Genomic DNA, 18,016 nt, shown 5'->3' with positions numbered 1-18,016 from the left:
CGGGTTGAGCTCCCAGGGCAGCTCGTTCTGCGGGACGTAGCCGGCGTTGCCGTCGCGGCCGCTCTCGCAGACCCTGGCGAACCGGGCCTCGGCCGCCGCAGGTGTCGCACGCGACGCCGCCAACAGCGCCGCCGACCATGCCGAGAAGGCCGCGGCCGCGGCGGACGACGCCGCGGCGAACGCGGGCAAGGCGATCGAATACGCCAAGCGGTCGACCGCCTACGCGGAGGCCGCACTGCAGGCCGCCAACACGGCGGCCGACGCGGTCAAGGAAGCCCAGGCCGTGGAACGGGCGGCCCGGGACGCGGAGACCGCCCGCATCGCCGAGGACACCGCGATGGGAGTCGAGGAGGCCCGCCTCAGGGCACAGGCAGAGACCGAGGAAATCGCCCGGGCGGCCAGAGAGCGCACGCAGGCCGACAGGACCACCACGGACATCAAGGACCTCGTCGCGGCCGCGTCCGAGGCGTTGCGCGCCGGTGACCTGGCCGCGGCCGTCACGGCCGGACGGAAGGCCGCAGTACGGCTCCTCGACTCACCGGGCACATGGACGCGCGACGCCGCGGAGTTCGCCCTCGCCGGTGGCGAAGAGGACGTCGTCAACTGGATTGACACCGACCGACTTCTCGCCGAGCGGCAGGACGACCGGGAGACCGTGCTAGCCATGGCGGCGACGGCCGGCTCGGAGGTCGCCGCAGCCGCCCACCGGGCGCTGGCCAGCGACGACCCGAACGCGGCGCGTGATTTCCTCACCCGCGGGGTCATTGAAGCCTCCGCCACGCAGAACCGCGTCATGGTCTTCGAGCTCCTGCACCAGAACCCGGGCAGCAACGTCAAGGCCAAGGCAGAAGCGGCCCTGGCCGACGGAAGCGCCGCTGCCCTGCACCGCTTCCTCACCGTCGAACTGGCGGACGCGGTGAAGGTCGACGACCAGGCCCAGGTGTTCGCCCTCCTCTCCTCCGGCGGCCCCTACATGAAGTCGGCCGCGCAGATCGTGCTGGAAGGCCCCGCCTACATGCGGCGGAACTTCATCCTCCAGGACAGCTTCGACATCGCCCGCCTGGACCAGGACCACGCCACCCACGTCTCCGCGATCCGCGCCTCGATCGCGCACGCCGCAAAGGTGGCGGCGAATGCCCTGGAGGAAGCAGCGCTGGCTTCCAAGGCAGCAGCCGAGGCCCGTCAGGCCGCGGCCGACGCGAGCCAGTGGGCCTCGAAGGCGCAGGGCTATGCCGCAGACGCCACGACCGCGGCCCGGGAGGCGAAGACGAACGCGGATGCCGCTGACGCATCGGCGGCCGAAGCGGCCAAGTCGGCGGCGAGTGCCAAGCAGGCGGCCTCCGCGGCCCAGGTGGCATCCCGGTCCGCGAACTATTCGATGCGACAGGCCATGGCGTCGGCGCGGCAGGCGGCCTCCTCCTCGTCGAGTGCCCAGGCCAACGCCAGCCAGGCCCGCGCCTCCGCCTTGCAGGCCAGCCAGGACGCGCGGGCCGCCGCCGACGCGGCCACCGCCGCGCGCCAGACCGCCGAAGCCAAACAGAGGGCCGAGGCCATCGCGAGGGCGAAGCAGGCGGCCGAGGAGGCGCGGCGGAACGAGGCCAACGGCACCCATCCCTCGCAGACGGCCGCCAACGACACCCCTTGGTACGTGGATTCGGGACTGTGGCCCGCGGACACGGGAAGCGACAAGGACTGGGCGAAGGTCACCAAGCACTGGTCCACGCTCGCTGGCACCGCCTCGCTCACCGCCACGGTGAGCGGTTTCATCCCCACGCCGGCCTCGCCCTTCCTATTGGGCGCCGGTGGCGTGCTCGCCGGTGTCTCCGTGGGCCTCAAGGGGGTCAGCGCCTACTTCACCGGCCAGGCCTACGGCTGGGACAGCAGCAAGTTCCACACCTCCCTCGGGCTGTTCGCGCTTGGCGGCATCTTCCTCGGCAAGTCCCACTTTCTCGAGAAGTCAGGCCTGGCCCACACAGTAGGCGGCAAGATCACGCACGTCACGGGTGAAGCGGTGACCACGGTCATCGGCCTGCTGAAGTGGTAGCCCCCCGCTCCAGGCCCCCTCGGCCCCTCGTCATTCACGGCCGCACTGGTGGCCCGCATCCCTGCGCATGAGAAGGAACAACGGAATGAAGCTCGTACGACGCGTCATCGCGACCACAGCGGCGGCCGCGGCCTGCATCGCCCTCGCCGTCACCACGACGCACGCCAGTGAGGCCCCCGCCCAGAGCACGACCTCGGTGAGCGCCGACCTGGCGCCGTACGCGGTAGAGGGCTTCGCGTACCCCGACGCCGCGCGCATCCAGGCCGAACTGGGCATCACCCTCAAGCGCGGCGACGGGCACATCGTGCTCGCCGACTGCGCCTCGGCCTCCGGACTCATGGAGGTGTACTCCCGAACCCGGGGCAAGATCTGCTTCCGCGCCACCGGCAAGACCGGCCACCTCAGCCTGGAGGTTCCCGTGGTGTACGGGATGAAGGGCGACACCACCCACCAGGCCGCCGTGACGCTTACCGCCGAGGGCAGCACGCAGAACGTGACCGTGGCCCCGAACGAGTGGAAGGGCGTGGGAGAGGCTGCCGACCCCGAGCGCCGCGATCACGTCCTCGTCGACATCACCGTCTCCTCGTAGCCCTTCACACCGAAGGCCGGCGCGGAGACCCCGCCGGACCGCTGCATTCGACCACCCTTCCGACCGCCGTGTCGCGCGGCCGGAACGCCCCGACTCGATTTCTCGGAGAACCTCATGCCGAACGTACGTAGGCGCAGAGCCTGGATCAGCGGCTCCGCCGCCGTCGCCGCGATCGCCGGAGGCCTGCTCGCGTCACCCGCGCAGGCCCTGCAGGGAACCCCGGCCGACCCGGCCGCCCACTCCCACACCGCCAGCATCGTCATCGGCAACGCCGAGCGCGCCTGCACGGGCACCCTCGTGGCCCCCCAGTGGGTCCTGTCCGCCGCAAGCTGTTTCGCCGACGCGACCGGTGCCGTCCAGCCCGGCAAGCCCACGACCCCCATTACGGTCGCCGTCGGCAGGACGGACCTGACCCAGACCACCGCCGGAGCCACCCGCACCGCGATCCGGCTCGTCCCGCACCCCGAGCGGGATCTTGTCATGGTGAAGCTGGACACCGGCATCGCCAACCTGAAGCCGGCCGTCCTGGCCACCACCCCCGCAGGCACCGACGAGACCGTGCAGGCGGCCGGCTTCGGCCGGACCAAGACCGCCTGGGTCCCCGACCGCCTCCACACCACTGCCTTCACAGCGGTCGCCAACGGCTCCGCCGACCTCGCCCTGACCCCCACCGGCGACGGGGCCATCTGCCCGGGTGACGCGGGCGGCCCCGTACTGCGCGAGACCAACGGCACCCAGGAACTCCTCGCCGTCACCAGCCGTTCATGGCAGGGCGGATGCCTCGGCACCCCGTCCACCGAGACCCGTACCGGCGCCGTCGCGACCCGCGTGGACGACGTGCGGTCCTGGGTCGCGAGCACGTCCTACGCCGTTCCGGGCGACCTGACCGGCGACAACAAGCCGGACCTCGTCGCGGTCGACGACACCGGCAAGCTGCGCCTGTACCCCGGTACGGGCACCGGCGGCCTCAGCGCGCCCACGATCATCGGCACCGGCGGCTGGTCGGGAGCCTCCGTGACGCACCGAGGCGACTGGAACGGCGACGCCATGGAGGACGTCGTCGCCCGCGTCGGCGGCGAGATCCGCGTCTACCCCAACCTCGGCAACGGGACCCTGGGCGCCCCGATCAAGATCGTAAGCGGTCTGCCCTCCACCGCCCAGGTCGTCAGTATCGGTGACACCAACCGCGACGGGAAGCCGGACCTGGTCGTCAAGCACTCCAACAAGCTCTTCCTGTACCCGGGCGTGGTCGGCACCGCCGCGGCCGTCGGGGCTCCCGTCGTCATCGGCAACGGCGGCTGGGACGTGCTGGACCTCAGCGCCCTCGGCGACGCCAACAAGGACGGCCGCCCCGACCTGCTCGCCCGGGACACCCGTGACGGCGTCCTCTACGCCTACCTCGGCCAGCCCGACGGGAAGACCTTCAGCGACCTCAACGAATTCGGCCGCGGCTACACCGTCGCCAACCGGCCGCTCATCGCCGGCGCCGCGGACGCCAACCTCGACGGCACGGCCGACATGTGGGCCACCGCTGGCGACGGCACCCTCAAGTTCTACAAGGGCGGCGCCGACATCCACGGCCCCATCGACGGACCGAGCACCCAGGTCGGCAACAGCGGCTGGGGCGCCATCAAGTCCATCAGCTGATCCGGTACCGGGCTCGCCCCTGACCCCGACGGCACTCGCCCGTCGGCCCCGCTACTGATGATCTCCGCGTGATGTCGCGTCACGGTTGCCCTTCGTTGCAGGTCAGGGCGAGCGCTCCAGCGACATCACGCGGCGAAACTCAGTAACGAGGTGGTGAGCGAAGCCGCCGTCTCACGCGGTGTTGCCGCCACCGACTCGGGTAGCGCCCTGCGTCTCGGATGGGTTTGCCATTGGGATGGCAGCTTCGGGCAACGGGAACCGGCACGGTGGGCTGATCGTCATACATAGCATGCCTTCCGTTCTCATTCTTGGTTTCGACCCTCACGCGGTGCCTGGTATGGACGGGGACGCCATGCGCGCGGTCCTGGACAAGGAACTGGCCCGTTTTGGCGAACACGCCATCGACGCTTCCATGACGCTGATCGCGCCGGACGAAGCAGCCGAGTCCACGGTGGTATCGGCACTTTCCGAACAAGACTGGGACGTAGTCGTCATCGGGGGTGGAATACGCAAACCTGAACCCCTTGTGACGTTCTTCGAGCAGGTCGTGAACCTGGTCCGGCGGCATGCACCAGGGGCCGCGATCGCGTTCAACACCAGCGGCGGCGACAGTGTCGAGGCAGCCAAGCGGTGGCTGTGAAGCCCAGCCCTTGGGCTGAACCGCCGCAACGCGCCTAAAGTGACGGACCCTTGATTCCGTCCGCTCAGGTTCCGGAAGTACCCACCAGCAATGGTCAACGGGGATGGGAAGCGGGCCGGGCGTGACGTGGAGGCGGCCGCACGAGTTCCTCGTGTGTGACGACGAAGGAATGGACCCGTGCGGCCTTGTCCCACTCTGCCTTCACGGGCATCTCCCGTGCCCATCCCGGCGCTTTGGTCGCGGAGTTGGCCGGTCCATGGACCGCGCCGTGCGAGTCCGCGCTGCACGAGCGGCGCGGCGGCCAGCGCAAACAGCAGCCGGGCGCCGGACCGAAGCACGACCTGGTCTTCACCGATAGGGTGCTGGTCGCCCTCGTCCACCTGCGCACCCAGCTCCCCCACGCCGCGCTCGCAGAGCTGTACGGCCTGGAGCGGTCCAACATCACCCGAGCGATCGGTGAGATCCGCCCGCTGCTTGCCGAGCGGGGCTTCGCCGTGCCGGCCCGCCCCGGGGTGCGGCTGCGGACCCTGGCCGACGTGTTCGCCTACGCGCAGGCGGAGGGCGTGAAACTGCGGATTGATGGCACCGAGACTCAGGTCCGCCGCCCGAAAGCCCACCAGCCCGGCCGCCGCGCGTTCGTGTCCGGCAAGAAGAAGCAGAACACCTGCAAGACCACCACGATCAGCGACGGCCAGGGCCGCACCCTATGGTCGGGCGCCGACCGGCCCGGCCGCATGCACGACCAGACCGCGATGCGCACCGAGGGCATCGCCGAACAACTCCGCCTCCATCCGGAAGTAAAGCCGAGGTCGACGAGGGCTACCGGGGCCTAGCCAACGAATTTCCAGACCAGGTCAGTGCCCCGCCGAAGAAGCCGAAGGAAGATGCGCCGCTCGGCGAGCAGTACGCGTGGCGCGAGCAACGGCGCCGCCAGTCCTCCGAGCGAATCTGTGTCGAGCACGCCAACGCCGAGCACAAGCAGTGGCGTCCGCTGCAACGCTTCCTCGGACGACGTGAGCACTACGCGGCTACCCACCGGGCCATCGCCAGTCTGGTCTCCGACCGGGCCGCCCAACGGGCCTCCCGACGTAAGCCGAGCACCGAACTCGTGCTCGTCAGCTCGCTGACCTGCTGAATCACCCACGAGCCGAACCCCCAGGCCGACGTGCCCCGACCTCATTCGCTCACAACCTCGTTAGTTGATCAGGCGGGCGCGGTTGGGGTCTTCCTTCGCTGCGAAGGCCCGCGTGGCAGATGCGGCTGAACGGGACGGGTGTGTTCACACCCAGAAGGGGCCGCCGCGCTGGGACAGGATGGTGGGGGTGGGCGTGCTGTCGAGGACGGCTTGCCGCCACAGGCTGCGGTTCCTGTAGCGGGCCTGGTCGATGTTCTGGGGGTTGTGCTGCCACTCGTCCAGGTGCTGGGCGACGGCGGAGAGGACAGCAGCGTCACCGGCCGCAGCCTCCAGCGGGTTCGCCGCGTGGAGAGCTGCCACCGCGGCATGGGCCGGGTGGTAGGTCAGCTGCATCACGGGCTCCGGCGCGTCGATGCCCTGCCGGAGCTCGGTGATCGCCTCCTGGAGGTGCTCGTCGTCTTCCGCAGGGCGAACCGTCAGCAGCGCTTCGAGGAGCACGGCTGCCTCGGTGGTGTTCAGCGGTGTGGTGTTGCTGCCGCTGAGGGTGTGGTGGAAGACCCGTAGGAGCACGTCGGTGAGGCGGGGCTTGGCCCGCCGGTCGACCAGGCAGTGGGCGCACAGCCAGGCCATAGGGACGTAGGGCTGGCGGGGGTAGGGCATCCGGCCGATGAGTTCGCCGGCCACCACCGGCGCGGCACACAGGTTGCAGGAGGAGTCCGCGACGGCCGTCTTCGTGCGCATCGGCGCGGCCAGGCCGCCGGGCTCGGCCGGCTCGGGGCGAGTGTAGGCGCGGTAGGAGTCGGGGTCCTCGATCCAGGCCCTCGCCTGGATGATGGCGTCACGCAGCTGCTCGTCTGTCGCCTCGGCGCGGCTGGGCGCGCCCATCCAATCGTTCAGCTGCCGCTGGACGAAGGGGACGGGTCGCGCAGCGCACCCGCCAGCGGCCCCACGTAGGTGGTCAGGAGCTTGCGCAGCTCGGCCCCGTGCAGCTTGTCGAGATCCTCGGCGGAGGGGGCGGGGAGTCCAGTCGGCATTGACGAAAGGTCCTCCAGCCACCGCTCGACGTTGGCGAGGGCGGTGCCCAGCTTGGCGAGCGAGACTCGCGACCGCCTCTTTTCCCCGATCGAGTCGTTGACGATGCCGTTGACCCGGCGCCCCTCCATACCAGTGGCGGCGGAGAGCTTCTCCACCTTCCAGTTGATCCGCTGCCGGACCTGGTTCTCGGTGAGCAGCACGACCGGCTCGCAAGTTCGGCACGGGACATCGAGTGCGGGGGCCGGCTGTTCGCCGCACTGCCCGCAGACGAATCCCGGGCACGCCGAGCACAGCGTCTCCAGCCCCTCGCTCTCCCCAGGGTCGGGCTGGCACAGCTCCCGGCGCATCTGCTCGGCGACCGACCGGCACTCGCCGACGCACTTCTCGGCGGCGGCCGCGGCACCGGGCTGCTGGACCAGGGCCTCGCGCACGGTGGGCCACAGCACGGTCGCGTAGGGGTTGTTGTAGTCGTCGTCGTGCCACTGCTCGAGCTGCGCGGCCCGGTAGGCGGCGAGCAGGCGCTTGTCGCCGCCGCCTGCCACCTTGCTGTGCTCGCGGTCGTCGAGGCAGCCGCAGCGCAGCCGTTCGGCGTATCCGCAGAACTCGGCGCCGAAGGACCCGCACTGCGGGCACATCGTCCACTGGTAGGGCGAGTCGCAGTAGGTGTGCATCCCGCTCACCTCGTGGAACCGCCACGGCCCTGCCCAGGGGTCGGGGCGTCCCCAGGTGTCGACGATTTGCTCATCGTCGGGGAAGAAGGGGCCCTCGGACAGCAGCGTCAGCCCCTGCCATTCCTCCGGCACCTCCACCGGCAGGCAGCGGCCGGCCTCCTCGCCCCAGCCCTCGTGCCAGTGGTCGCTGCCCTCGGCGGCCATGGCGAACCGGCCCCACCACACCGGGGCCTCCACCTCGGCCGTGAACCACATTCGCTGCTCCGGCAGCCAGAACGCCGGCGTGCGCGGTGAGCCCTGGCTGTCGTAGAAGGTCACCGGTTCGTACGCCCACGGCACCCGCAGGTGGTCGAAGAACACCGACCAGCGCGCGTGAAGCTCCGTACGGAACTCCACCCTGATCACCTCGTACGCCATGTACCGCTCCCTGCCGCCACATCGGGGCTGTTGCCGGGCCTCACCCTCCACCCGTCAAGGTGAGCGCCGATGTGTCAGGTCACCGGTTCGGACCAGCTGTGTCCCCCTGCCGAGTTACAACACCTGGGTGTCGGTGCCACCCCATACCGTGCGCCCATGACGTTCACGTACATACCGCCGGTCCCGGCGGAACAGGTCCGGCAGTTGCCCACCCGGGACATCGCGCTCCTCCTCCTGCAGCACCTCGCCAACAGCACCGACCTCCTGCAGTACGGAGGGACGATGGGCTCTGCCCGCCAGGCGCTCCAGGACGAGCCGGACACGCAGGATCTCGTCGACCGCCTCTCCGATGCCTGGGGCTGGCTGGAGGCGCACGCGCTGCTGTCCCGGGTGCCCAGCCAGTCGGAAGCCTTCCGTCAGCTTTCCCGCGACGGCAGGGACCTGGCGAAGGATCCCGAGGGCATCACGAGATTCGAAGCCCGCCAGCGGCTGTCCGGCCCGCTCCACCCGGCCCTCGAGGACACAGTGCGCACCAACTTCGACCTGGGCGACTACGAGACGGCGTGCTTCGCCGCGATGAAGGCGGTTGAGGTCGCCGTCCGGGACGCCTCCGGCCTCGACAACTCCCTGGTCGGCGTGAAGCTGATGCGTGCAGCGTTCCAGCCGCACCAGAACGGAAAGGCCGGCGGCCCGCTCGCCGACGCCGGAGCCGAAGGCGGCGAGCAGGAGGCCGCTTCCGCACTGTTCGCTGGTGCGATGGGCGCGTACAAGAACCCCGCCAGCCACCGCACCGTCGACTTCGACGACCCCATCGAGGCAGCCGAGATCATCCAGTTCGCCGACTTGCTGCTGCGGCAGGTCGCCAAGCGCCGCCAGACCGCCGCGACCACGTAGTGGAGCAGCGGGGCCGGGATGAACCAGGACATGGCGCGTGGCGGAGCCAGCGGATCAGGCCGACGGAGTGAACACTGTCCTGCGTGAGTCGAGCAGTGCCGCCGGAGGTGCGTGAACGCGCCCGTAGCCGTAGCTGTCCCCAATGCCGTGCCACGCCAGGGGAGAAGTGCGCCCCGGACAGGGCCGGGCGCTCCCAGCTGCACCGCTGGCGGATCCGTGATGCCCAGCAGGCCATGGAGCCTCTGCCGCCGTACCGGATCCTCCCGCCCGACGAGGACCGTGTCTTCATGCAGCTGCAGCCGGACATGGCCGACACACTCGTGGCGTCCTGGCACAAGGACGTCCTGAACGACCTGGCGCCCCACCCGTACGAGACTGCGGCCCTGCTGAAATTGGCCCTTCTCCAGGCTGAGGCCAGGACGTTCGACAACTTCGCAGTGGCGCTGTGTCTGATGCCGCTGGAGTTCATCACCGCCGACGAAGCGGCCGAAGCCGTCGACCGACTCATCGCCCGCGGTTTCGTAGAGCGGGTGGACGACACCTACGTGTCCGTCAACGCACTGGCACTCGACATCATCGAGAGCGCCGTACTGCCCGCGCAGTTCCGCATGGAGTGGAACGCGGCCAAAGCAAGCTGGCCTGGGCCCACGCCGCCCACGGCACAGCTGACCCTCATGTGAGCCAAGGCAGCGGACACCCTGTCCCGACAGCGGCGCGGCCGCCGGTCCTGGACGTCTCCCGGCCGCAGGGGCTACCGCTCGTGGACCGGGCAGCCTGCGGAGGAGAAACAGAAGGGGTCCTCGATCATGTGCAGGTGCGCCTGGTAGAACTCGTCCCACCCTGCCGCGTCGTACGGGTGGACGATCACTGGCTGTTCGGCGGTCATCCCCCCTTGCGCCGTCGTGATGTAGGGGAAGCGGTATCGGGACGCGAGGGGGCGAGGGTCCGTCCACGGTGGGAGGGCTACGGAGGGGTTCACCCACAGGCGGGCGATACGTGTGATCGGGGTGGCTCCACACCATGCCCATCTGCTCCAGCGCGGCGATACGGACAGGGGACAGCCTGCCGGCGTGGTAGCAGCGGCGCTGATCGCCGACCCACACACCCAACGGGAACCGGCCGTCCTTTGCTACGTAGGGCACGACCAGGTGCCCGTGCTGCGCGTGGAACCGTCGCGCGGCCATGAGGCCGTTGAGCCACACGCGGGATTCGGGTCTGATCACGCGCAGGTTCACGAATGCCGCGATGTCGGCTGGTTCCCTGGCCTGGGAGAACAGCACCGCCAGCCCGTCCTTCCGCGCTTCGCCGCCACTGTTGCCGGCCTCGCCCGGCCAGGCGGCGAGGCGGTCCACCACCTCGGTGTCGTGGGCACGAAGCGCGGTCAGGACGCGAACCAGCGGCAGATAGGACCCGGATCCCAGCCAGTCCTCACCGCGCTCGTCGGGCCCGAGGAATACCGGGACCAGCAAAGAAGCGACTTTGTCCCCGTGCGGGCCCTGGCGCAGCGCGCGGCCGACGGTCTGGACAGTGTCGACGATCGACTCCCGAGGATCGCTGAAGACCACCGCGTCCACCGCCGGTATGTCCACCCCTTCGGCCAGAACTCTCGCACTAGAGAGCACCGAGCGCTCCACTATCTCTCCGTCCGCGCGGCGGCCTCGGGCGAACTTTTCAAGAACCGCCCGCCGGTGGGCCACACGGTGCCCGCCGTGGAGCCAACCCGACCACACCTCCTGCGGGTAGTCAGCGCGATCCGCCTCCCGAAGGCATCGGGAAGCCCCCGACACCGCATCGGCGAAGGCCCGTGCATCCGCGACGCGGTGGTGGAAGGTCATCACCCGCTGCAGATGATGCTCCGCTGCGGCCTTGAGTACGGCCGCTTGCAGCGCCGCCAGCCGCCGCGTCCCCTCCGCCTCAAGCCCCTCCTCCTGCTCGGAGCCTCCCACTGCCAGTGCCTGGTCGTGGATCTCCATCACCACGATCTGGTGCCGGGCCAGCAGGCCGCGGTCGATCGCCTCGGCCAGAGTGAGCCGGTACACCACTGGGCCGAACACCTGCTCGTCATCCACCGAGGCGACCGGTGTCGGTTCCCCGGTCGCGTCGCCGATTCCAGCCCACGGCTCGGCCACCCGGGGCGTAGCGGTCAGATACAGCCGGCGGTCCGCCGGAACGGCGGCGTTGTCGTGGATCGCCGCCCACGGCTTGCCCCACGGCCCCGACGTCCGGTGTGCCTCATCGACGACCACCATGTCCCACCGGCCGAGTCCGGAGGCGTGGGCCCTCACGAGGACCGGCAACGACGCATAGGTGGCGAAGACCGTCGCCCGCCGCGTCTGCCCGACCCATCCCACCAACTGTCGCCAGTCGGTCGTGCAGCCCACCCCTGCGCCATCCAGCTCCGCATCCCTGCGCAGTGAGCAGACCGCCACCATGCGCCCGGCCCGGCCTGCACCACGCCACGCGGCCACGGTCTGCACCAGCAGGTCCAGCGTGGGCACCAGGACCAGCACCCGCCCAGCGCGGGCGACGCGCTGGGCGGTGTGCACACCCATCAGGGTCTTGCCTGTCCCGCAGGCCGACACGATCGTCGCCCGCAGCCCCGGCCCACCGACACCCTCCGGGGGTGTTCGCCCCAAAGCACGGACCGCCGCATCCACAGCCTCGACCTGATGCGGCCGTGGCGCCCAACCGCCTGTCACCAACAACTCCCTGGCCCGTCAGCGAAGGGACGATCCAGATGCGTTCCTTCCAGCCTCGTATGACGGTTACGATCACCCAGGCCTCCCAGCGCATCCCGCGACAGGGCTGCTGCCTCGGCTTCTCAGGCGGTCAGCCGGTGTGGCAGGTGGCGGGTGGGTTGGTGAGGGCTTTCCAGGTGTCGGGGCCGATTTTGCCGTCGGTGGTGAGGCGGGCGCAGTGCTGGAGTTGGCGTACCGCTTGGTCCGTGTCGGGTCCGAAGTCGGCGTCGAGGGCCAGGTGCTGGCCGAGGTGGGTGTTGAGCAGGCACTGGGCTTGGCGGACGGCCGGGCCGCTGCTGCCCTGGGAGAGGATGCCGGTGCGGTCGGTGCTGTAGTTGCAGACCGCGGGGGCTGCTGCCGGGCCGTTGGAGGGGCGGGTCGGCGGCGGAGGTCCTGGTTGGCTTCGCGGGCGGGTGTGTGGTCTGGGGTGAGGCGTCGATGTACGGGTCCTCGTCCTCGGGTTCGGGCTGCTCGGTGACGGCGGTGGTGGTGGGCGGCAACGGGGGCTGGACCATGGCCGCGCGTGTGGCCCGTTGGGCGTTGGCGGTCAGCAGGACGGCGATCAGTGCGGTGACAGCGGCTCCGATGAGGATGCCGGTGATCTTCTGGATCCTGGCTTCGGTGTGATGGGCACCGCTGGCGTGGCGAGGGGTGCGGGGCATGGGGGCCTCCATTGCTGTGGTTTGCGGGCAGGGGCGGGGGTGCTGCGGATGGGGCGGCCCCGGGGCCGTGGACGGGAACCTTCCTGTCCACGGCCCCGGGGCGAGTGGGCTTGTGCCGATGGCGGGTGCGGTGCGACCGGGGTCAGCCCTGACGGGTGGACAGCAGCCAGGCCCAGGTGTCGGGGCCGGTGATGCCGTCGGCTTTCAGATGGTGCTTGTGCTGGAAGGCCTTGACCGCGGAGGTGGTGGCCGGTCCGTAGCTGCCGTCGACCGTGACCTTCGCGCCAGCGGCGTTCAACTGCTCCTGTACCGCCCGAACCGCACTACCGCCGTCGCCAGGGCGCTGCGACGTTGCCAGCCGACTCCAGGTGTCGGGGCCGGTGATGCCGTCGGCTTTCAGATGGTGCTTGTGCTGGAAGGCCTTGACCGCGGAGGTGGTGGCCGGTCCGTAGCTGCCGTCGACCGTGACCTTCGCGCCAGCGGCGGCGAGCAGCAGCTGGAGCGTGTGCACGTTCGTGCCCTGGCTGCCCTCCCGCAGCAGAGGCCAGGACCGCTCGGTGGGTGCCGGAGTGCCGGGGCTGCCCGACCCGCCGGGGGCGGCCAAGGCGCGCAGATGGGCTTCGGTGCCGTGGAAGACGTTGACGTCCCCGTCGTGGGGAACGCCCGAGACGTGGCCCGTCTCGCTGTACTGCCAGATAGTCCACGTGCCGGCACCGGGAATCGGGACCGGTTCGCGGCTTCCGCTGCCGTAGCGGGGCTGCCACAGCAGGCGCGAGGCCAGGGCCGAGGCATCGCCGTGCAGGCAGTCCTTCACGAACGAGGCGGAGGTGTAGACGATCGGCTTGACGTGCAGCTCGCGTTCCACGGCGGACAGGAACGCCTTCACCTCCTTGGTGCTGAGGTTGGCCGGGCACTTCCCGCCCCTGGTCTCCAGGTCGATGGCCGGGGGGAGTTCGCCCGAGCTGCGCCCGCTGTAGCCGGCTGCGCGGACGGTCCTGACGAAGTGCTCGGCCTGGGACGCGCCCGGGGTGCGCCCGTAGAAGTGATAGGGCGCCCGCAGGATCCCGGCCCTCGCGGCGCCGGCCATGTCCCGGGCGAACCACCTGTCCGTCCAGTCGTTGCCCTCGGTCGCCTTCAGGAAGGCGAACTTCTGGCCCGAGCGTACGACCTGCGGCCAGTCGATGGCCTTCCCGCCGCCGGTGTTGGCGCCGTCGTTGTGGCTGTAGTGGCTGGTGTCCAGGCCCTTGACGGCGTACGTGGACGGGGCGGCTGCCTCGGCGGGGGTCACCAGGCCGCCGACGCCCATCGTGGCGAGCACCGCTGCCGCAGCCGCTGCCGCGCTCCAGGTGACGGTCCGTTTCGTGATGTGCACGAGGTACTCCTTGTCTGGAAGGGATGGGAGGTTCGGTGCCTGCCGTGCCTGGGCACGGCAGGCGGGCGGGGCGATGCGGCGGATGTGTCGGCGGCCCTGGTCGGCCCGCGCTGACCGGGGCCGGGGCTGCTCTGGGAAGGGTCACGATGGGGCGGCCGCGAGGCCGTGGCGGTGCGGTCGCCTTGCGGCCGGGCGGCCCTAGTGGCGGGGCCAGGCGCAGTGCACGTGGGTGGCGTGGCCGGGGTCGCCGGGGCCGAGGACCTCGGTGGCGCCCAGGGCCTTGCAGGCCTGCTTGAACCGGGCGACCGACGTGTTGCTGCCGCTGACCTTCTTGCCGTCGATGATGCTGGTGTCGAAGGCGATGCCGGCGTAGTGGCGGGAGGTGCTGCTGTGGTCGCCGCCGGCGATCTCGGTGATGTTGAACCGGAAGCGGTGGCTGGTGGCGAGCTTGAGAACCCCGTTCAGCATTCGCTCGTCCAGCTGGATCCGGCGGGCGCCGACGTCGCTGTAGCGGCTGGTCACGGCGGCCTTGCCGGCTGCGGTGTCCTGCATGTTGCGCAGCGGGGTGGAGGCGGGGTCCTTCACCTTGGAGGGGTGGGAGTTGCCCAGGCTGATGTCCTTGGTGTTCAGGATCTGCCGGGCCAGTGAGGCGGGGGTCTGCGCTCCTTGCCCGCCCGGCGCGCCGTGCAGGGCGTGCCGGGTCGCGGGGCCGACGATCCCGTCGGCCTGCAGGCCGTGGTCGCGCTGGAAGGCTTTGACGGCCGCGGTGGTCTCGGGACCGAAGATGCCGTCGACCTTCACGTGGTGGCCGTGGGAATTGAGTTGACGCTGGAGGTCCGTGACGGCGCTTCCGCGCATGCCCTGACGCAGGTTCAGCTGCGAGTCGGAGGCGTGGGCAGCGGCCGGGGAAGCGTGGAGGCCCGGCTGCACGGTGGCGGCACTGGCGGCGCCGACACCGGCGATGACTCCGGCGGCCACGAGGACCGCGGCTGCGGCCCGCCAGGCGCGCCTCTTGAAGGTGGTGGGCATCGTGCTGCGAGTTGTACGCATGACTACTCCTGGGAGGGTCGTTCCCGTTACCGGGCCAAGCCGCAGCCGGCCCAGGAAGGAAGAGAGGGAAGGCCGCCGGGCGGTCCTGCCGGCGGGGCCCTGCGCCAGGAAGCGCGCAGGGCCAGGGACGAGCTCCGGTGAGATTCGACTGCCTGGAGGCTCGGCCGTGTGTGTCAGCCGACCTGCAGGGTCAGGTCCGGCCAGTGGTTCTCCAGGCGGGAGAACAGGTCCTTGATGTGGTCGGGATGCAGCTTGATGCAGCCGTTGGACTTGTAGTCCTTGTCGCCGTCCCATCGAGTGGGCTCGGTGGAGCCGCGGCCGCCGTTCTTGGTCATCTCGCTGTGGATGAACAGGGCGCCGCGGGTGACGGCCTTCTTGCCCGGCTTGGGGTGGCACTTCTTATCGGAGAGCTGGATGGCGTAGCCCTTGATCTTGCTGTTGCGGTTGGTCTGGTGCCCCGTCACCTGGTAGGTGCCGTTGGGCAGCCATCCCTTGTTGCTGCGGCACTCGTCCGTGACCCCCAGGCCGGAGCCGGCGCGGTAGGTTTTGACCGGGAAGCCGTTGTGGACGAGGGAGAGCGTCGAGCGGTCCGGGTGCTCGAGGTTCTTGGTGAACTTCAGGTAGTACCGGCCCGAGCCGCGCTCGGCGCCGGCGGACGCACGCGAGGCGGAGCGGGCCTGCGCGGGCTCGTCGTAAGCGGCGGCGGTGCTGGGCGCCGCCAGGCCAATCACAGCGAGGGTGGCGAGGGAGGCCGCTGCGGTGGCAGCTCCACGGAAGCGAGAGCGAGTTGCGGTGTTCACGATCTTTCATCCTTTTCCTGTCGTGCCTCCGAGGTCATCCGGAGCGTGCCAGGGCATGGCAATGCGACGGAGTTCAGAGGCGGGATTGGCCGGGACGTTCGCACCGGCTGTCAGCAACTTTGCCCCGCATTCCTCGTTGGCTCTACGGTGTCCGGGGCACCGGCCATACGCGCATATACACGGCGTCGCGTATGGGGGTTTGACCTGGTGTTTAGGGTCGGGGACAGAAGGGGGCGCGGCGTGGATGCTCAGCAGAATGCGGATGCTCTGGACGATCAGCAGCCAGTGGTTCGCGCGCGCGTCGAGCTGGGCCGACTCCTGAGAGGCTGGCGCGAGGCGGGCAACAACCGGAGCCAGGGCTGGGTCGCCAGGCAGCTCAACACCAACCAGCCGACGGTCTCACGGTGGGAGACGGGAGCCACCCTGCCCGATCCTGAGACGATTCGCGCGTTATGGCGGATCTACGCCAAGTCCGAGCAGTCCAGGGCGAACGATCCGCAACTCGACAAGGCCCTGGCCCTCCGCCAACGCGCGGAGGAGGAGGGCACACACGTTCCGAAGCAGCGGCCGACACCAGTGAGCGGGACTCCGCAGCCACACCTGCCATCGCCACAGCCACGCGCTGGCAGGAAGCGACTGATTGCCTGGGCTGCAGCAGTGATTGTGGTCCTGGGCGCCGCTGCGGCCTGGGTGGGCATTCCAGACGCGGACCAGGACAAGCCGGAGGGTGCGTCCCCCTCCGCTTCCTCCTCGGCGGCCTCGGTCCGGCCGGCGCCCACCGTAACGTGCGACGGCGCCTCGTGCGCGTCGCTGGAGCCGGCCACCACGACGTGCTCGACGGACGCCACCACCGCCTACACCGGCTACGACTACGGCGTCCGCGTTGAACTGCGCTACAGCGCACTGTGTCACGCGGCCTGGGCCAAGATGAGCGGCACCGCGGCAGGAGACCGGGTCATGGTCACTCCGAAGCTGGGAAACGCCGAGGAGTACCGCCAGCAGTACGGACACGACGCCCACACCCGGATGGTCCCAGCGCTCACCCCCGGCGACGCCCGAGCGTGCGCGATCGTCGACGGCCGCGGCACCGTGTGTGCCACCACCAGTCCCGCCCAACGGTGATGGGCTGAGAAGCCGGCTCCGGCTTCAGTTGGCCGCCATCTGCATACGGGCGAACCCGCCGGATCGACGTACAGGTTGTCGTCGGGGCCAACGAGATGTCGCCGAAGCCAGCTTCGGCGAGGACCTTAGCCGGTGCTGGCCTACGCCCTCGACACCCACAGGGGTAGTTGGTTGCCGTCACTGGCTGGAGGTCGTCTTCCCCGTCTTGTTCGTGCTGGTTACTTTGTGACCTACGCACGAGCGTCCGGGAGAGGGGTGGCGATGCCGAAGTGGCTGATCGTCGCTGAGGAGATGGTTCAAACGGAGGGGAATCCCCCCCAGCGTCAGGTCAAAATATTCCCGCTGCCAGGCAACCTGGATCGGGAGAAAGCGCTGGTGAAGCTGCGAGAGAAGGCGAGCCAGTACAAGCCCGACTCTTTCAATGGTGCGCCGCGAGCGGCCTGCCGGAACGGCGACGACTCATTCCTCATCGTGTCTACGAACGGCAAGTGGCACGCGCCCTGCGTCCTTCGCCTCCACGAACAGGTGGCGTAGCTCGGCCCGTCCCTCTCAAACCTGGCTACCGGCGTTCATACCCGGAGGAACTTGGGCCAGCCGGGCGGTCTGCCGGTGGGCAGTTGACACCCCCACGCAGCCCCACGGATACCGACAGCAGGATGATCGGCGAGGTAGCGGTGCAACCGCGGCACCGCCATCCGTTTCCCGAGTTCATCCTGAACAAAGAATGAAGCATCAGTTAGCTCGGGTAGGTTGTCCGTGTGGCTGATGCTTCCGACTACGAGAAGGCCGCGCCCTGGCTTGAGGAACAGGTGACGCGGTACGAGAAGGCCTTGACGGAGATCCGTACGACGCATGCTGGCAGACCGGCGCCGGAGGTAAGGACGGCCCTCCTAGCCGCTGGCGAGAGGTATGGCGTGCGTATCGCCAACGAGGTCGCTCAGGACGCGGCCGAACGTATCGCTGACGGCAGGCTGTAGACAACAGCACCAGCGACAACCTTCAGACAGGATCCTGACGCAACGTCTGATTGCCGTAGCCAGCCGCTCGCGGAGCGGGCTGGTCCTGGAGGCGGAGCCGGAAGGACCGGGGTGGGGGAGCGGAGCGGTGAGTACGGGTGCCCTGTTCCCGCCCGCCCCGTGCCGCGAGCGTAGGGGGCATGACAGTCAGCGCACGCGAGCTCGCCGCCGCCACCCCCGCCGG

17 protein-coding genes and 2 pseudogenes are annotated in these 18,016 nt (G+C 69.9%); 10 read left to right on the top strand and 9 right to left on the bottom strand.

Features of this window, described 5'->3' with window-relative positions:
• Window positions 1-207: hypothetical protein (locus AB0F18_RS32870; RefSeq protein ID WP_362067283.1), on the bottom strand; the 207-nt coding region annotated here is incomplete at its 3' end.
• A 76-nt stretch (window positions 208-283) separates the two neighbouring features.
• On the opposite strand from AB0F18_RS32870, the gene AB0F18_RS32865 reads away from it, so the two are divergent.
• The 5 genes and pseudogenes from AB0F18_RS32865 to AB0F18_RS32845 all read left to right on the top strand — a co-directional run bounded on the left by AB0F18_RS32865 (window position 284) and on the right by AB0F18_RS32845 (window position 6,055).
• Entirely contained in the window at window positions 284-2,044 is a 1,761-nt protein-coding gene (locus tag AB0F18_RS32865) for an ALF repeat-containing protein (protein ID WP_362067281.1), read from the top strand.
• Between the two features lie 85 nt (window positions 2,045-2,129).
• Window positions 2,130-2,633, top strand: a complete 504-nt coding sequence (locus tag AB0F18_RS32860; RefSeq protein ID WP_362067279.1) for a hypothetical protein — start codon at window positions 2,130-2,132, stop codon at window positions 2,631-2,633.
• A gap of 114 nt (window positions 2,634-2,747) precedes the next feature.
• Window positions 2,748-4,280, top strand: coding sequence for an FG-GAP-like repeat-containing protein (locus AB0F18_RS32855; protein ID WP_362067277.1), 1,533 nt, complete (start codon window positions 2,748-2,750; stop codon window positions 4,278-4,280).
• Window positions 4,281-4,569: 289 nt separating this feature from the next.
• Complete coding sequence (locus tag AB0F18_RS32850) at window positions 4,570-4,920, top strand: hypothetical protein (RefSeq protein ID WP_362067275.1); 351 nt, start codon at window positions 4,570-4,572, stop codon at window positions 4,918-4,920.
• 155 nt (window positions 4,921-5,075) lie between these two features.
• Window positions 5,076-6,055 (top strand): annotated as a pseudogene (locus tag AB0F18_RS32845) (transposase family protein).
• A 144-nt stretch (window positions 6,056-6,199) separates the two neighbouring features.
• Here the strand turns inward: AB0F18_RS32845 and AB0F18_RS32840 are convergent.
• Window positions 6,200-6,940, bottom strand: coding sequence for a hypothetical protein (locus AB0F18_RS32840; protein ID WP_362067273.1), 741 nt, complete (start codon window positions 6,938-6,940; stop codon window positions 6,200-6,202).
• An 8-nt stretch (window positions 6,941-6,948) separates the two neighbouring features.
• Complete coding sequence (locus AB0F18_RS32835) at window positions 6,949-8,178, bottom strand: hypothetical protein (RefSeq protein ID WP_362067271.1); 1,230 nt, start codon at window positions 8,176-8,178, stop codon at window positions 6,949-6,951.
• 156 nt (window positions 8,179-8,334) lie between these two features.
• On the opposite strand from AB0F18_RS32835, the gene AB0F18_RS32830 reads away from it, so the two are divergent.
• Window positions 8,335-9,072, top strand: a complete 738-nt coding sequence (locus tag AB0F18_RS32830) for a TIGR02391 family protein (protein WP_362067269.1) — start codon at window positions 8,335-8,337, stop codon at window positions 9,070-9,072.
• 233 nt (window positions 9,073-9,305) lie between these two features.
• Window positions 9,306-9,752 (top strand): hypothetical protein, encoded by a 447-nt coding sequence (locus tag AB0F18_RS32825; RefSeq protein ID WP_362067289.1) that lies wholly within the window; start codon window positions 9,306-9,308, stop codon window positions 9,750-9,752.
• A gap of 71 nt (window positions 9,753-9,823) precedes the next feature.
• Here the strand turns inward: AB0F18_RS32825 and AB0F18_RS32820 are convergent, their stop codons facing one another.
• The 6 genes and pseudogenes from AB0F18_RS32820 to AB0F18_RS32795 all read right to left on the bottom strand — a co-directional run bounded on the left by AB0F18_RS32820 (window position 9,824) and on the right by AB0F18_RS32795 (window position 15,694).
• Window positions 9,824-9,958, bottom strand: coding sequence for a hypothetical protein (locus AB0F18_RS32820; RefSeq protein ID WP_362067287.1), 135 nt, complete (start codon window positions 9,956-9,958; stop codon window positions 9,824-9,826).
• 193 nt (window positions 9,959-10,151) lie between these two features.
• Window positions 10,152-11,729, bottom strand: a pseudogene (locus AB0F18_RS32815) (DEAD/DEAH box helicase family protein); the annotation flags it as partial.
• 172 nt (window positions 11,730-11,901) lie between these two features.
• On the bottom strand, window positions 11,902-12,123 hold the full coding sequence (locus AB0F18_RS32810) for a peptidoglycan-binding domain-containing protein (protein WP_362067285.1): 222 nt from the start codon (window positions 12,121-12,123) through the stop codon (window positions 11,902-11,904).
• A gap of 491 nt (window positions 12,124-12,614) precedes the next feature.
• The gene (locus tag AB0F18_RS32805; RefSeq protein ID WP_362067267.1) at window positions 12,615-13,844 is read right to left on the bottom strand and encodes a peptidoglycan-binding protein; all 1,230 of its coding nucleotides are present in this window, start codon (window positions 13,842-13,844) and stop codon (window positions 12,615-12,617) included.
• 198 nt (window positions 13,845-14,042) lie between these two features.
• Window positions 14,043-14,894 carry a peptidoglycan-binding domain-containing protein gene (locus AB0F18_RS32800; RefSeq protein ID WP_362067265.1) on the bottom strand — a complete coding sequence of 284 codons (852 nt, stop codon included), beginning with the start codon at window positions 14,892-14,894 and terminating at the stop codon, window positions 14,043-14,045.
• Window positions 14,895-15,067: 173 nt separating this feature from the next.
• Complete coding sequence (locus AB0F18_RS32795; protein WP_362067263.1) at window positions 15,068-15,694, bottom strand: L,D-transpeptidase; 627 nt, start codon at window positions 15,692-15,694, stop codon at window positions 15,068-15,070.
• Between the two features lie 240 nt (window positions 15,695-15,934).
• On the opposite strand from AB0F18_RS32795, the gene AB0F18_RS32790 reads away from it, so the two are divergent.
• The 3 genes from AB0F18_RS32790 to AB0F18_RS32780 all read left to right on the top strand — a co-directional run bounded on the left by AB0F18_RS32790 (window position 15,935) and on the right by AB0F18_RS32780 (window position 17,793).
• A complete protein-coding gene (locus AB0F18_RS32790) occupies window positions 15,935-16,816 on the top strand; it encodes a DUF2690 domain-containing protein (protein ID WP_362067261.1) in 882 nt (293 codons plus the stop codon).
• Between the two features lie 261 nt (window positions 16,817-17,077).
• The gene (locus tag AB0F18_RS32785) at window positions 17,078-17,350 is read left to right on the top strand and encodes a hypothetical protein (protein ID WP_362067259.1); all 273 of its coding nucleotides are present in this window, start codon (window positions 17,078-17,080) and stop codon (window positions 17,348-17,350) included.
• Between the two features lie 224 nt (window positions 17,351-17,574).
• Window positions 17,575-17,793 carry a hypothetical protein gene (locus AB0F18_RS32780; RefSeq protein ID WP_362067257.1) on the top strand — a complete coding sequence of 73 codons (219 nt, stop codon included), beginning with the start codon at window positions 17,575-17,577 and terminating at the stop codon, window positions 17,791-17,793.
• The last annotated feature ends 223 nt before the right edge of the window (window positions 17,794-18,016 follow it).

The sequence above is a fragment of the Streptomyces sp. NPDC029216 genome, from assembly GCF_040648015.1.
Lineage (GTDB): Bacteria > Actinomycetota > Actinomycetes > Streptomycetales > Streptomycetaceae > Streptomyces.
This window is presented reverse-complemented; position numbering and strand designations above follow the sequence as displayed.